This is a genomic window from Psychroserpens burtonensis DSM 12212 (genome assembly GCF_000425305.1).
GTDB classification, from domain to species: domain Bacteria; phylum Bacteroidota; class Bacteroidia; order Flavobacteriales; family Flavobacteriaceae; genus Psychroserpens; species Psychroserpens burtonensis.
In genome coordinates this window covers 139,014-153,711 of sequence record NZ_AUDE01000012.1, presented here as the reverse complement: position 1 = coordinate 153,711, position 14,698 = coordinate 139,014, and the positions used below count along the sequence as shown (strand labels likewise).

At 34.8% G+C, this 14,698-nt stretch carries 14 protein-coding genes; 3 read left to right on the top strand and 11 right to left on the bottom strand.

Features of this window, described 5'->3' with window-relative positions; all coding sequences use genetic code 11:
- Positions 1-41 precede the first annotated feature (41 nt).
- Positions 42-1,268: a 3-deoxy-D-manno-octulosonic acid transferase gene (locus H593_RS0106005; RefSeq protein ID WP_051229632.1), complete on the bottom strand. Its 1,227-nt coding sequence runs from the start codon at positions 1,266-1,268 to the stop codon at positions 42-44.
- 88 nt (positions 1,269-1,356) lie between these two features.
- Here H593_RS0106005 and H593_RS0106000 point away from each other — a divergent pair, with 88 nt between their 5' ends.
- From H593_RS0106000 to H593_RS0105990, 3 genes are all read left to right on the top strand, one after another.
- Complete coding sequence (locus H593_RS0106000) at positions 1,357-2,511, top strand: DegT/DnrJ/EryC1/StrS family aminotransferase (protein ID WP_028871612.1); 1,155 nt, start codon at positions 1,357-1,359, stop codon at positions 2,509-2,511.
- A 1-nt stretch (position 2,512) separates the two neighbouring features.
- Complete coding sequence (galE, locus tag H593_RS0105995; RefSeq protein ID WP_028871611.1) at positions 2,513-3,535, top strand: UDP-glucose 4-epimerase GalE; 1,023 nt, start codon at positions 2,513-2,515, stop codon at positions 3,533-3,535.
- Positions 3,536-4,063: 528 nt separating this feature from the next.
- A complete protein-coding gene (locus H593_RS0105990) occupies positions 4,064-4,255 on the top strand; it encodes a hypothetical protein (protein ID WP_028871610.1) in 192 nt (63 codons plus the stop codon).
- Between the two features lie 35 nt (positions 4,256-4,290).
- On the opposite strand, the gene lspA is transcribed toward H593_RS0105990, so the two are convergent.
- The 10 genes from lspA to H593_RS0105940 form a co-directional block, all read right to left on the bottom strand.
- Positions 4,291-4,788, bottom strand: a complete 498-nt coding sequence (gene lspA, locus H593_RS0105985; RefSeq protein WP_028871609.1) for a signal peptidase II — start codon at positions 4,786-4,788, stop codon at positions 4,291-4,293.
- Between the two features lie 98 nt (positions 4,789-4,886).
- Positions 4,887-5,780, bottom strand: coding sequence for an ACP S-malonyltransferase (fabD, locus tag H593_RS0105980; RefSeq protein ID WP_028871608.1), 894 nt, complete (start codon positions 5,778-5,780; stop codon positions 4,887-4,889).
- Positions 5,781-5,850: 70 nt separating this feature from the next.
- The gene (locus H593_RS0105975) at positions 5,851-7,404 is read right to left on the bottom strand and encodes an NAD(P)/FAD-dependent oxidoreductase (RefSeq protein WP_028871607.1); all 1,554 of its coding nucleotides are present in this window, start codon (positions 7,402-7,404) and stop codon (positions 5,851-5,853) included.
- Positions 7,405-7,655: 251 nt separating this feature from the next.
- Entirely contained in the window at positions 7,656-8,588 is a 933-nt protein-coding gene (locus tag H593_RS0105970; protein ID WP_028871606.1) for a dihydrofolate reductase, read from the bottom strand.
- Between the two features lie 113 nt (positions 8,589-8,701).
- Positions 8,702-9,211, bottom strand: a complete 510-nt coding sequence (locus H593_RS18580) for an energy transducer TonB (RefSeq protein ID WP_051229631.1) — start codon at positions 9,209-9,211, stop codon at positions 8,702-8,704.
- Positions 9,212-9,220: 9 nt separating this feature from the next.
- The gene (locus H593_RS0105960) at positions 9,221-10,045 is read right to left on the bottom strand and encodes a thymidylate synthase (RefSeq protein ID WP_028871605.1); all 825 of its coding nucleotides are present in this window, start codon (positions 10,043-10,045) and stop codon (positions 9,221-9,223) included.
- 324 nt (positions 10,046-10,369) lie between these two features.
- Positions 10,370-12,127, bottom strand: coding sequence for a nucleoside transporter C-terminal domain-containing protein (locus H593_RS0105955; RefSeq protein WP_028871604.1), 1,758 nt, complete (start codon positions 12,125-12,127; stop codon positions 10,370-10,372).
- A gap of 9 nt (positions 12,128-12,136) precedes the next feature.
- Complete coding sequence (locus tag H593_RS0105950) at positions 12,137-12,751, bottom strand: bifunctional nuclease family protein (protein WP_028871603.1); 615 nt, start codon at positions 12,749-12,751, stop codon at positions 12,137-12,139.
- A gap of 207 nt (positions 12,752-12,958) precedes the next feature.
- Complete coding sequence (locus H593_RS0105945; RefSeq protein WP_028871602.1) at positions 12,959-13,921, bottom strand: electron transfer flavoprotein subunit alpha/FixB family protein; 963 nt, start codon at positions 13,919-13,921, stop codon at positions 12,959-12,961.
- 23 nt (positions 13,922-13,944) lie between these two features.
- On the bottom strand, positions 13,945-14,691 hold the full coding sequence (locus H593_RS0105940; protein ID WP_028871601.1) for an electron transfer flavoprotein subunit beta/FixA family protein: 747 nt from the start codon (positions 14,689-14,691) through the stop codon (positions 13,945-13,947).
- Positions 14,692-14,698 lie beyond the last annotated feature (7 nt).

The following is a 14,698-nucleotide window of genomic DNA, read 5'->3' as shown; positions in this document are numbered from 1 at the left end:
ATTTTAACATTTATAAATAGGGATAACCTTCAACCAATGTACTATATACGTATGTAATCCATGATTTGGACTACTGCACCTTTGCTTTCTTTTATGAATTTTAGATTTTTATTTCCTAAAGAATCACGTTTTTCGTTAGAAGTTATGAGTGTGTTCAATGTTTGATGTAAATCCTTATCATTTGTTATCGAAATGACACCTGCGTTTTTTATCATCGCAAACGCTTCTGGAAATTTTTTATAATTTTCACCTATAATTACAGGGATACCAAAAGTTGAAGGTTCTAGTATATTATGTAAACCGGTTTTACCCATAGCACCCCCTACATAAGCAATATCTGCATAACTATAAATTTTAGAGAGTAATCCAATAGTATCAATAATGAAAACATTAAAATCTTCTAAATTTTTACTATTTTTTTCAGAGAATAGTATCGTAGAAGCAGATAGTTTTGAACTAATAGAATTGATATGATTAGTATTCACTTCATGCGGTACGATAATGAATTTTAAATTTTTTGTAGCAGTTTCATTTATATAAGGAATTAGTAGCGCTTCATCTTCTTCCCATGAACTTCCTATGACTATACAAGTGCTGTCGCTTTTAAATTCTGAAATAAAATCAAGCTGATTATTTTGTTCTAATTGATTTGAAACCCGATCATATCTTGTATCTCCAGATACTGTTACAGCAGTATAGCTAATATTATTAAGCAATATTTTAGAGTTGTTATCTTGTACGAAAATATGCTCAAAAGTAAATAATGCTTTACGCAGCCTATTTCCGTAGAACTTAAAATACGACTGATTTTTTCTGAAAAGTGCCGAAATCAAAATCGCTCGTCTACTTTGATTTTTTAGCTCTAAAAGCAGATTTGCCCAAATATCATATTTCACGAAAACTGTAAACTCCGGATGTATAAGATCTATAAACCGTTTTGCATTAAATTTTGTGTCTAATGGGAGATAAACAACCACATCTGCAACTGTAGTGTTTTTTCTGATTTCATATCCTGATGGTGAGAAAAAACTCAGTATTATTTTATGACGAGGATACTGGTCTCTTAATTTTTCAAAAACAGGGAGTCCTTGCTCATATTCGCCTAAGGATGAGCAATGAAACCAGATGGTCGTGTCAGTTTTGTCAATATTTATATTAAGAATATCGAAGGTTTGCTCACGACCATCAACACCTAATTTAATTTTGGAATTAAAGAGTGCGAGAATCTTCAGAATTAATGAAAGTAGATATATGCCTAAATTGTACAAAACTTAATTTCTATTGTTCCTGCTAAAATACTGTTCTTTAAAATAAATTCATTGCTTAATGTCAATGAATTTCGTAATTTCGTTAGATATGAAAAAAATTCAAATGGTTGACCTTAAAGGTCAATATAGCAAAATAAAGGAAGAGGTAGATAACTCTGTTTTAGAGGTCTTGGATTCTACAGCATACATTAATGGACCTAAAGTTCATGAGTTTCAAAAAAATCTAGAATCCTATTTAGGTGTAAAACACGTGATTCCTTGTGCAAACGGAACTGATGCGTTGCAAATAGCAATGATGGGTTTAGGTCTCAAGCCAGGAGATGAAGTTATTACTGCAGATTTTACATTTGCAGCTACCGTTGAGGTAATTGCACTTTTGCAGTTAACTCCAGTTTTGGTAGATGTAGATCCTGTGAGTTTCAATATCGATATTGAAGCTATTAAAAACGCAATTACACCTAAAACAAAGGCCATTGTACCAGTACACTTATTTGGTATGTGTGCCAATATGGAAGCTATAATGCAAATTGCAAGCGACCATAATTTATTTGTTATTGAAGATAATGCCCAAGCTATTGGTGCTACAGATACATATAAAAACGGAACAAAAACTAAAGCAGGTGTCATCGGTCATGTGGCATCTACATCATTTTTTCCATCTAAAAATTTAGGATGTTATGGTGATGGAGGCGCAATTTTCACTAACGATGATAAACTAGCGCATATAATAAGAGGTATTGTTAACCATGGTATGTACGAACGCTATCATCATGATGTTGTAGGCGTTAATTCTAGGCTCGATTCTGTACAAGCGGCTGTTTTAGATATTAAATTAAAGCGATTAGATAGTTATAATAGTGCGAGACAAAATGCCGCAAGAGCTTATAATAAGGCCTTTGAAGGACAAGCAAAGATAATAACGCCAACAGGTAACAATGGCTGTTCTGGTATTTGTAACGCTTGTGATTGTCATGTATTTCATCAATATACCTTACGATTATTAAATAGTGATCGAGATGCTCTAGTAAAGCACTTAAATGATAATGGTGTCCCTTGTGGAGTCTATTACCCAATTCCTTTACATCGTCAAAAAGCGTATCTAGATGAACGCTATAATGAAGCCGATTTTAAAGTTACCAATCAATTGGTCAAAGAGGTCATATCGTTGCCTATGCATACCGAACTGGATGATGAACAGATTAAGTTTATAACGTCAACTGTCATAAGTTTTATTAACACTTAATATGAGAAAAATTCTTGTTACTGGAGGACTTGGTTTTATAGGTTCTCATACAGTTGTTGAGCTTCAAAACAATGGTTTTGAGGTCGTAATAATTGATGATTTATCAAATTCTTCGGAAAGCGTTCTTGACGGGATTATAGGTATTACTCATAAAAAGCCAACGTTTGAGAACTTAGATTTAAAGGAAAAAGCTTCCGTAGAAAATTTCTTTAAGAAGCATAACGATATTTCTGGTGTCATTCATTTTGCAGCGAGTAAAGCGGTTGGTGAAAGTGTTGAGAACCCCCTGCTTTATTACGAAAATAATTTGCATACACTTATTTACATGCTCAAAGACGTTCTTGGTTTACAGGAATCAAACTTTATTTTCAGTTCTTCATGTACAGTTTACGGTCAAGCAGATAAAATGCCTATTACAGAAAATGCTCCTATAAAACTAGCAGAATCTCCTTATGGCAACACCAAGCAAATTGGTGAAGAAATCATCACAGATACGTGTAAAGTGAATCTGAATTTAAATGCTATTGCATTACGGTATTTCAACCCTATAGGAGCACATTCAAGTGCTCTAATAGGAGAATTGCCAATTGGAATACCTCAAAATTTAGTACCCTATATTACACAAACTGGATTGGGATTGCGAGAGCGTTTATCTGTTTTTGGAAATGATTATCCAACACCAGACGGAACATGTATTAGGGACTATATTCATGTAGTAGATTTAGCAAAAGCTCATGTTATAGCTTTACAACGTTTGCTGGACAAAAAAAATGACTCAAATTTTGAAACTTTTAATGTAGGAACAGGAGTAGGTAGTTCTGTATTAGAGGTTATCACTGCTTTTGAAAGCGTTTCTAATAAATCGCTTAATTACAAATTTGCTCCAAGACGTGAAGGTGATGTGATTTCTGCCTATGCAGACACTACGAAAGCGAATAACGTGTTAGGCTGGAAGGCTAAATCCTCTCTTGAAGACGCTATAGATTCTGCATGGAAATGGGAACAAAAAATTAGAAATTTATAAACTATATGTAATGAGATGGGTTGACAACTTATCATCCGTTGACTGATAATTTTAGTAACTAGATAAAGCCCCTGTATGCACCGCGGAAATTGCCAATAGACTTGAGCTCGTGTATTCCTTTATGCTGAATACGCAAAAGTATTTGGCGATATGGTGTACGCTGGATGATCACCAATGTTTTGTTTGAAAAGTGCTATAATAACAAATACCTTGTTACTAGATCTGGAAAATCAATTGGATCAAATTAAGGAATGGATTTATAGCAGATATTAGTGCAGTAGACTACAATCTTACAAAAAACATTTCTAAAATGGAACAAGTGATTTTTATAATCAAAGAATAGAAAATCTATAATAGCGAATTGTAGATCTCGTAATAATCACCCCTCGTAATTATAGATTTGATAATATTTAATACTGTTTTTTAAATGTTTTGTATTTAACAAATTGATAAACAATGATTTAACATTTTAAATTTGGTATTGGCAGTATATCTTTGTTTCTTTATAGCCAATGTAAATGAAATCCAATGAAACTGATAAGCATTAAAAGAGAAACAAGAGCTGAACTTAGGTTCACAAAAAAAATGGGAGAATTGACAACTAATGTGACTTATATTAAGAAACAATTCTTAAGTATTCCTTACAAAACGATTCACAAATATCGTGAAACGTACTATGGCAAAATTAAAGATTGTGAAACTATAAGTTTAGCAAAATAATTTTAAAAAACCTCTTCATCTTTGAAGAGGTTTTTTTATGCTATTTCTTTCTTTTTATTATTGAATATTGTGGTGAATAGTAGAGCGAGCATTCCAAAGGTTACGGACATATCTGCAACGTTGAAAATGCCAGTTCGTAAAGTATCATTTATATATAAATAAAAGAAATCTGTTACAGATCCATATACTATTCTATCATAAACATTTGCAATTCCCCCTCCAGCGATAAAGGCTAATGCTATTAGACTAAGTTTGTCTAAAGCTTTATTAGTAATAATATAATAGACTAAATAGCCTAATACAGCTATGGGTAAAATTAGAAGGAATATTAATTTTAAAGTAGGATTCATATCACTTCCCATGCCTAAAAAGGCACCAGTATTTTCGACATTCATCATTTGAAAAAAATTACCAATAACTTGAATTCGTTCACTTGGATCAATAGTATCTCTTACAATGATTTTTGAAATTTGGTCAATAGCTATATTAAAAATAATGAGCAGAATGACACCTGCATTTCTAGATAATTTCATGTATTTATTTTTATTAGTTTTGGGATCACATGGTGTTCGCTGTTAATCATTTTTTTTAAATGATAGTACTTTTAAGATGCTTGTTTTACAAAAAAAAACTAAGCATTAGATTCTAAAGTAGCTGACGCCGTTTTTGTATCTCTATGAATTTTTTTAACCAATGCTTGCAAGACTTTTCCTGGGCCAACCTCAGTAAAATGAGATGCACCATCCGTAATCATTTGTTGTACAGATTGTGTCCAACGTACGGGAGCGGTTAATTGTAATATTAAATTGGCTTTAATTTCATTTTCATCAGTAATCGCAGAAGCGGTCACGTTTTGATATATTGGACAGTCAGGCTTGCTAAATGTTGTATTCTCAATTGCAGCAGCTAATTCTTCTCTCGCTGGCTCCATTAATGGCGAATGAAATGCACCGCCAACAGGAAGTACTAAAGCACGACGTGCACCTGCGTCTTTCAAAGCTTCACAGGCTTTATTAATGGCTTCGACGTCTCCAGAGATCACTAATTGTCCGGGGCAATTATAATTCGCAGCTACAACGATACCCTCTGTGTCAGCGCAAATATTTTCTACGATATCATCAGCCAGCCCTAAAACAGCTGCCATAGTACTTGGTTGTAATTCGCAAGCTTTTTGCATCGCTTGGGCACGTTGAGAAACGAGTTTCAAACCGTCTTCAAAAGTTAATGCGCCAGCAGCAACCAATGCAGAAAATTCACCTAAAGAGTGACCAGCAACCATATCTGGTTTAAAACTGTCGCCTAAAGTTTTGGCCAATATAACAGAGTGTAAAAAGATAGCAGGTTGTGTGACCTTTGTTTCTTTTAAGTCCTCCGCAGAACCTTCAAACATGATGTCTGTGATGTGGAAACCTAAAATATCATTAGCTTTTTCAAATAACTCCTGTGCTAACGGTGAGTTTTCGTATAAATCAAGTCCCATTCCTGAGAACTGAGCACCTTGACCTGGAAATATATATGCGTTCATTGTAATCAAATTTAAGAGACAAAAATAGGAATAATTTTTTTACTGAAAACGGTCTATTTCTGTGGAAAAATTAAACACATGCAGCTTCTGCACATCGTTCACCATCCATGGCAGCAGAAACGATTCCACCAGCATAACCACCACCTTCTCCACAAGGAAAAAGATTGGCTATTTCGGGATGGGCTAAATTGTCATTTCTTGGAATATTCACTGGTGATGACGTTCTAGATTCTACACCTATTATATTGGCTTCTGACGTATAATAGCCGTGCATTTTTTCTCCGAAGGCTTTAAAACCCTTACGAAGAGAACTACCAATCAATTTTGGTAATAAGGAGTGCATAGGAGCAGACTTTAATCCTGGTTGATATGATGTAGGATTTAAATCAGTAGATAGTTTGCCTTCCACGAAGTCTGTAAGTCGCTGTGCAGGTGCTGTTTGTGTTCTTCCTCCAGATGTAAATGCCAAACGCTCTAAGTCTTTTTGGTACTCTAAACCTTTTAGAGCACCATGATGCTCATATTTATAAAGGTCTTTGTCTGCGTTTATTTCCACTACGATTCCCGAATTAGCGAAGGCGTTATTTCGTTTTGAAGGGGACATACCGTTAACTACGACTTCACCGTCTGTGGTTGCTGCAGGCACTATAAATCCGCCAGGACACATACAAAAGGAATAGACACCTCTGTCGTTAACTTGATTTACCAGGCTATAAGATGCAGCGGGTAACAACGCATCCCGATGTTCTCCTTTGCAATGGTATTGAATTCCGTCAATAATTTGTTGTGGATGCTCTACTCGAACTCCCATTGCGAACGATTTTGCTTGTAACTGAATATTTTTTTCATTCAGTAAATAATAAATATCACGAGCAGAATGTCCAGTTGCTAAAATTATCTTTTCGACATCTAACTCATTCCCATTGTGAAGAATTATAGATTTGATTTGGTTGTCTTTAATATTGAAATCTATGACACGTGTTTCGAAGTGTATTTCACCACCAAATTTTAAAATGGTTTCACGAATGTTCGTAACCACTTTTGGAAGCTTATTTGTTCCGATGTGTGGATGTGCGTCAATCAAAATTTGATCTGTAGCGCCATGAAACACAAGACTTTCAAATATTTTTCTTACATCACCACGCTTGAGACTTCTCGTATACAATTTTCCGTCGCTATACGTGCCAGCACCACCCTCTCCAAAACAATAGTTAGAGTCGTCGTTGACGATATGATCTTGATTTATGGCTTTTATATCTCGTCGTCTATCTTGTACATTTTTTCCGCGTTCTAAAACAATAGGTTTAAATCCAAGCTCTATACACCGCAAAGCGGCCCACATTCCTGCAGGACCAAAACCAATAATGTGGATGGGTTTTCCTTCGGAAACATCTTTGTAATCAAAATTATGAGCTGAAGTTTCAGGCATTGGCTCATTACTATATACTTCAATTTTATAGTTAAACATGATGCGGGATTTACGTGCATCAATTGATTTTCTTAGAATTTTAATTCCAGAAATTTCTGAAGATTTTACACCCAAATCATAAGCTGCTTTATTAAGCAGTCCATCTGGTTTTCCTTCTTCATGTAAATTAATTCGTAATTGTAAGGATGATATCATGCTGCAAAATTAGTAATTAATAAAATAAAAAACACTGTAGTTGATTTTAATCGATGAGGTGTTTTTTAGTTTATTAATAATCTCACTCTTCCAAACTAATAATTTTAACTATTAAATTTGAAATAAAAGGTTGAACTAAAATTAATAGTTTTGAAGTGTTTTTACTACGGAAATATCTTCTGCTAAAGATTTATTTAAGAGTATATCTATTAGGTCTAACCTAACCTAACCTAATCTTTCTTTGGAACTAATTAAATGGTTCTCTCATAAGTTAAAAAAGTAAAAGAAAACTCATGCTTTTCATCCTTAAGATGTTCTTTTCTGTTCGTTTCCTTCCAAACGGATGCATCAATCTCAGGGAAAAAGGTGTCAGCACCTCCAAACTTGTGATGTACACGAGTGATTTCTATTTTATGAGCAAAACTCATTGCTTGTTTATAGATTTCTCCTCCACCAATAATGAATGGTTGCTTGTCTTTGCGAGCAGCATCAATAGCATCGTCCATATTATTGACAACAATAACACCATCTGGTACCATATAATTGTCTTGACGTGTGACAACAATGTGCGTGCGATTAGGGAGTGGTTTAGGGAAACTTTCAAACGTTTTGCGCCCCATTATAATACAGTGCCCATTTGTTAAAGATTTAAATCGCTTAAGGTCATCACTTAAATGCCAAATTAAATCATTGTCTTTACCAATAGCATTATCTTCATCGGCTGCTACAATGATCGTTAGCTCAGTTTTTTTTTTTTGAGTTGAAACACCTTTGTTTACGGTATCATCAAAAGCTAGAGACTTTGCAATCTCAGTTTCTTCTTTTAAGAATTGTTGTTTTAATTTCTCTATACGTTCTTGTTGTTTCGCTACGAGTGTATTTCGTTGTTGGTCTACCCAGTCCTTACCCATAAATTTATGAGTTATAAATACGCTCACAAAATGGTATATAAAAAAGGCTAGCCATATAATTATGGTAATGACAAACCAGTTGAGTCCAGCAATGGTAAAATCCTTACCAATGCCTAAAACAGTATTTGCTAAGATTAAAAATACAGCTCCAATTAAAAAAACAACGAAATGAACATAAACGCGTTGCTTTTGTTTGATGCGTTTTTCAGCATATTTAATTAAAGCCAATTGCTCTTGATCTATTTGAGGTATGGTTTTCTTTTTTCCGAACATAACTAACAAAATTTCTTAGTGTAAAGTTACTCGTTTTTAATCTAAAGAAAAAGCACTTTCTTTCGTTGATTTAGCAATGAAATTGTTTTCTTAAATCAGATAACAATTTCCTGTTAATTTTGAATTCTTTGATTTTTAGATGGTTTTTCAATAGCAAAACGAATTGGTAGCATGTACGGCACAATTGCTGGTTTCCCGTCTTGCATTCCTGGTTTGGTCATATCAGGTAAAGCTTCTACAACTCGTATAGCTTCTTGTTCTAACTTAGGATGAGGACCTCTAGCCATAATATTTCCTATGTTGCCATGCTCATCAATTTTGAAGAGTACCGTGATTCTTACGTCTGTTACAGATGGTTTTAAGTAACTCGCCATTCTTGTATCGAATGTCTTTAATACAAACGATGAGATTTTATCGCTCATGCATTTTTTGAGCTTTTCATTTGAAAGCTGTTCATCACAACCGGAGTAAACAGGTACCCTTTCAATTATGTTAAAAGGGACTATTTTAAATTTTCCATCTTGTTCAATTAGTTTTAGTTGCGCTTCAGACTTAGATATACTATCTTGAGCATAAGTCCTAGTGAAAATAAGCGTAAGTAGTATTGTGTAAAAGGCTTTCATAACATGAATTTAAACAGCAACTGCACCTTTAATATGTGGATGTGGATTGTAATCCTTTAAAGTAAAATCTTCAAATTTAAAATCGAAAATATCAGTTACCGCAGGGTTGAGTTTCATTGTTGGCAATGGTCTAATCTCTCTAGATAATTGTAATTCTAATTGTTCGAAATGATTGCTGTAAATATGAGCATCTCCAAAGGTGTGGATGAACTCTCCAGCTTCATAGCCACAAACCTGTGCCATCATCATCGTGAATAATGCATAAGAACCAATATTAAAAGGCACACCCAAAAATATATCTGCACTGCGCTGATATAACTGACAAGATAATTTTCCATCAGCTACATAAAACTGAAAAAATGCATGACAAGGCGGTAAAGCTGCTTTACCATTAGCCACATTTTCATCAAAGGATTTTGAAGTATCTGTCATCACAGAAGGGTTCCAAGCCGACACCATCATACGACGACTATTTGGATTGTTTTTAAGGGTGTCTATAACGTCTTTTATTTGGTCAATATCGTCATTGTTCCAGTTGCGCCATTGGTGACCATAGACTGGGCCTAAGTCTCCATTTTTATCTGCCCATGAGTTCCAGATTTTTACACCATTTTCGGTTAGATACTTAATATTTGTATCCCCTTTTAAGAACCAAAGTAATTCGTAAATGATAGATTTTAAGTGTAGTTTTTTTGTAGTTACCATAGGGAAACCTTCACTTAAATCAAATCGCATTTGATATCCAAAAACGCTCTTGGTGCCTGTTCCTGTGCGATCTCCTTTTTCGTTTCCTTGTTCTAAAACGTGTTTTACTAGGTCGTGGTATTGTTTCATGTTCACTTTCCGCGAAAGCGGAAATCTCTTTAAATTAAACTTCAATTAATCGTTATAGGACACTTCGACTTATCTTATAAGCTATTGTTAATCAACATATATTTTGATGTCAATTCTGCTCAGTGTGACAAGTAATTAAAAGCAAATACGAATTTAAATAAAAAGAAGAGTTTTCTGTGAAATGGACATGAGATAAATATTAAAAGTTATTAACGTTCAAAGCCTTATTACATTGCAGAAAAAAAACACTCGTTACAATGACTTGCTGTGAGCGTTTTATATTAGTTCTGTCTACAATTAGGTTTCTGCCTTCGCAGGAATTTGTTATCCGATGATCATCCCAGCAATCGTGGCAGAAATTAATGACGCCAAAGTTCCGCCAATTAAAGCTTTCATTCCAAATTTTGAGAGTTGCTTGCGCTGTCCTGGAGCTAAAGAGCCAATACCTCCAATTTGAATACCAATAGATGCGAAATTTGCAAAACCACAAAGCATGTAGGTCGCCATTATTATTGATTTCTCGTATTTTAAGTGTGTTGCATTAGCGGCATTTTTCAGATCTGCTAATTGAATATATCCAATAAATTCACTAGCTGCTAATTTAATACCCAATAGTTGCCCCATAAGCGCCATGTCTTCGGTAGCAATACCAATGAGCCACATCAAAGGAGCAAAAATGTAACCCAATATAAACTCTAATGATAATGAATCGTAAGGCGTGTTTTGGGCAATGATTTCATTTAAGGACGTAAAGTGCCAGTTCATATTTAAGGCTTCTATTGTGAATCCATCAAAACTTGCAATTCCACCTAGAATACCATTTGCCATGGCAATAAATGCTACAAAAACCAAAAGCATAGCTCCTACATTAACAGCAAGTCTTAAACCTTCGGTGGTTCCATTGGCAATAGCTTCTAATATGTTTGAACCAATTTTTTCTTGAGAGACGTTAACGTCGGTATTAATTTCTTCAGTTTGTGGGAATAATATTTTAGAAATCACGATAGCTCCTGGCGCTGCCATAACAGAAGCTGCGAGTAAGTGTTTTGCATAGAATAATTGTAAAGCTTCATCTTCTCCACCAAGAAACCCAATATATGCAGCAAGAACGGCACCTGCAACAGTCGCCATTCCTCCAATCATGACTAAAAGGATTTCAGACTTATTCATTTTTTCTAGATAGGCCTTAATCAATAAAGGTGCTTCGGTTTGCCCTAAGAAAATATTACCTGCAACACTTAAACTTTCTGCTCCAGAAATCCCTAAAACCTTAGAAAGCAACCATCCCATACCTTTCACAACTTTTTGAATTAATCCTAAGTAAAACAGGACAGAGGTTAGTGCCGAAAAGAATATGATTGTTGGGAGTACTTGAAATGCGAAAATAAACCCGAAGGAATTAACATCTAGCATTCCTCCAAATAAAAACTCACTTCCAGCTTGTGTAAATCCAAGAATAGCTATAAATCCTTTTCCTATGATTTCAAATGCTGATTTGATAAAATCTACTTTTAAAACGCCAATAGCAATTATTAATTGAAATGTTAAGCCTAATCCAACTGTTTTCCAGTTAATACCTTTACGATTACTGCTAAATAAAAACGCGATACATAATAAGGTTAACATCCCTAGAACTCCTCGCCACAAACTATTAAAAGAGAAGCCTTGGCTGGGAACGATACTCCCCGTAAGATTCTCGTTATTTGGAGCTATAGCAGTAGCTTCTGAAGCTGTTTTAAAACTAAAACTCTTCAATTTATTAGAGAATATTAGTGTGGAATCTGTTAATTCTGAAATTTTATAACGCTCAATTTTTTCTGAGGGAATATCGTAGTAGAGTACTAATAGGTTATTCTGAAACATATAGTTCCCAGAAAAATCTCCTATCGTGTCAATTGCTTCTATGGCATAGTTGAATTCACCATCTTTTAATTGAAATTCATCTGATGCTTGAATGTTGTATAACGAAACTCCCGAATCATTTTTTACAGTTTCAAATTGCCATTTTTTTTCTAATTCTTGTCCGAAAGTCAATGTAATTCCAAAAAAAATAGCCGCAATAGCTAGTAGAAAATGTCTCATAAAAACTTATTATCGTTTATCAATTTCGTCTCGTATTTTAGCTGCTTTCTCATAATCTTCATTATTGACAGCTTCGTCTAAGAGCGCGTTGAGCTCTTGAAGTGTTTTATCCAAATAATTATCTTGGATACTTGCTTCTATTTCTTCAGCGACCATGTCATCTACAAGAATAGAATCTTGATCTTGTTCTTCACCATCTTTTTTAGGATTGACTTTGAGATAAATGCCAGCCTTGTCTAAAATGTTTTTGTATGTAAATATAGGTGCTTTAAAACGCAACGCTAAAGCAATAGCATCACTGGTTCTTGCATCTATAATTTCTTCTATTTTATCACGTTCACAAATTAAGCTGGAGTAAAACACACCGTCAACTAATTTATGAATAATAACTTGCTTGACAACAATATCAAAACGATCTGCGAAATTTTTAAATAAGTCGTGGGTAAGTGGTCTTGGAGGTCTAATTTCTTTCTCGAGAGCAATCGCAATGGATTGCGCTTCAAAAGCGCCAATAACGATTGGTAGTTTACGGTCACCATCTACTTCATTCAGAATTAGAGCATATGCGCCATTTTGAGTTTGGCTATATGATATTCCTTTAATATTTAATCTAACTAGACTCATATTTTTAATCTAAAAATGCCTCAACATATTTTGGTGAGGTGTCCCAACATGCCTCTTGTGTGTAGAGGTCGTAATTCTAATTTTTGAACTACGGGTGAGGAAAACGTAAAGAACTGTTTTAATTTGGACTTTAACAACTGCAAAATGCAGATTTATGTTTAAAGAACCAAATCAAAACAGCCCTTTCCAATTATAATTTAGAAAAAATTATGCGTTTTGAGCTTTAAAAGCTTTCAGTTTTTCAATCAGTGCAGGCACAACTACAAAGGCATCACCAACAACTCCATAGTCTGCAGCTTTAAAGAAAGGTGCTTCAGGATCTGTATTGATGACTACTTTTATTTTTGAAGCGTTAATACCGGCTAAATGTTGTATGGCTCCTGAAATTCCAATAGCAATATACAGGTTTGATGCTACAGGTTTTCCTGTTTGACCAACGTGTTCGCCATGAGGTCTCCATCCTAGATCTGATACTGGTTTAGAACAGGCTGTCGCTGCTCCAAGAACTTCTGCTAGTTCTTCTATCATTCCCCAGTTTTCAGGACCTTTTAGTCCGCGACCCGCAGAAACCACAATTTCAGCGTCTGCAATTGTAACTTTATCTTTTGCTTTATCTACAGATTGTACGTTCACTCCTATACTTGGTAATGACGGAGAGAAATCTTCCGAAGACGCATTTCCACTAGATTCTACTAATCCATATGAGTTTTGAGAGACTCCAACAACTTTAATATCGGTATTTATGGTAGTCATATTAAATGCTTTATTTGTAAAGGCTGTTCGTTTCACTGTAAAAGGTGAAATACTAGAAGGTGCTTCTACAACATTTGACGCGTAACCAGCATCTAAACTAATGGCTAGAATTGGCGCTAAATATTTACTATCTGCACTAGCGCTAACAACTACTACTTTCGCGTCTTCTTTCTTAGCGGCTTGAGCTATGGCACTTGCGTAAGCATTGGCATTGAATTTATCTAAATCACCATTACTAACGTTTAATACTTTATCTACACCGTAGTTTCCCAACTCTGAAACATCTCCTGCATTTACTGTAATTGCAGTCACAGTCGTTTCCATTTGGTCTGCAATTGCTTTGGCATAAGATGCGACCTCAAAAGCTGTTTTTTTAAATTTTCCTTGTTCTGATTCTGTATATACTAAAACTGACATGTTTTTTTTCTTTTAAGGGTTAATTAAATCGCTTTGGCTTCGTTGTGAAGTAAATTAATTAATTCGTCTAAATTATCTGCATCTACTAAAGTAACGGCACCTTTTGGTTCCGGTTTCTCAAACTTTATTGAGTTAGTTTCGGCAGGAGCATTCGTAGGTTCAACGATAGATAATGGTTTTTTACGAGCCATCATAATTCCTCTCATGTTAGGAATACGAAGATCACTTTCTTCAACCAATCCTTTTTGGCCGCCAATAACAAGAGGTAAACTTGTTGTAACTGTTTCTTTACCACCATCAATTTCTCGAATTGCAGTAACAGTTGTTCCTTCAATTTCTAGGCTGATACAATTAGTTACAAAATTAGCATTGGTTAAAGCTGCTAACATACCAGGAACCATTGCGCCATTGTAATCAATAGATTCACGACCAGCAATTACTAAATCAAAACCACCGTCTTTTACAACATTTGCTAATTCTTTGGCAACTTGAAAACCGTCTTTAGCTTCAGTATTAACTCTAATGGCAGCATCTGCTCCAATAGCTAAAGCTTTGCGAAGTGTGGGCTCAGTTTCTGGTCCACCAACATTAACAACAGTGACTTGAGCACCTTGTTTTTCTTTAAACCACATCGCACGAGTTAAACCAAACTCATCATTTGGGTTGATCACAAATTGCACACCATTGGTATCAAATTTTGTGTCGCCATCAGTGAAATTAATTTTTGAAGTCGTATCAGGTACGTGGCTAATACATACTAATATTTTCATATCGAAT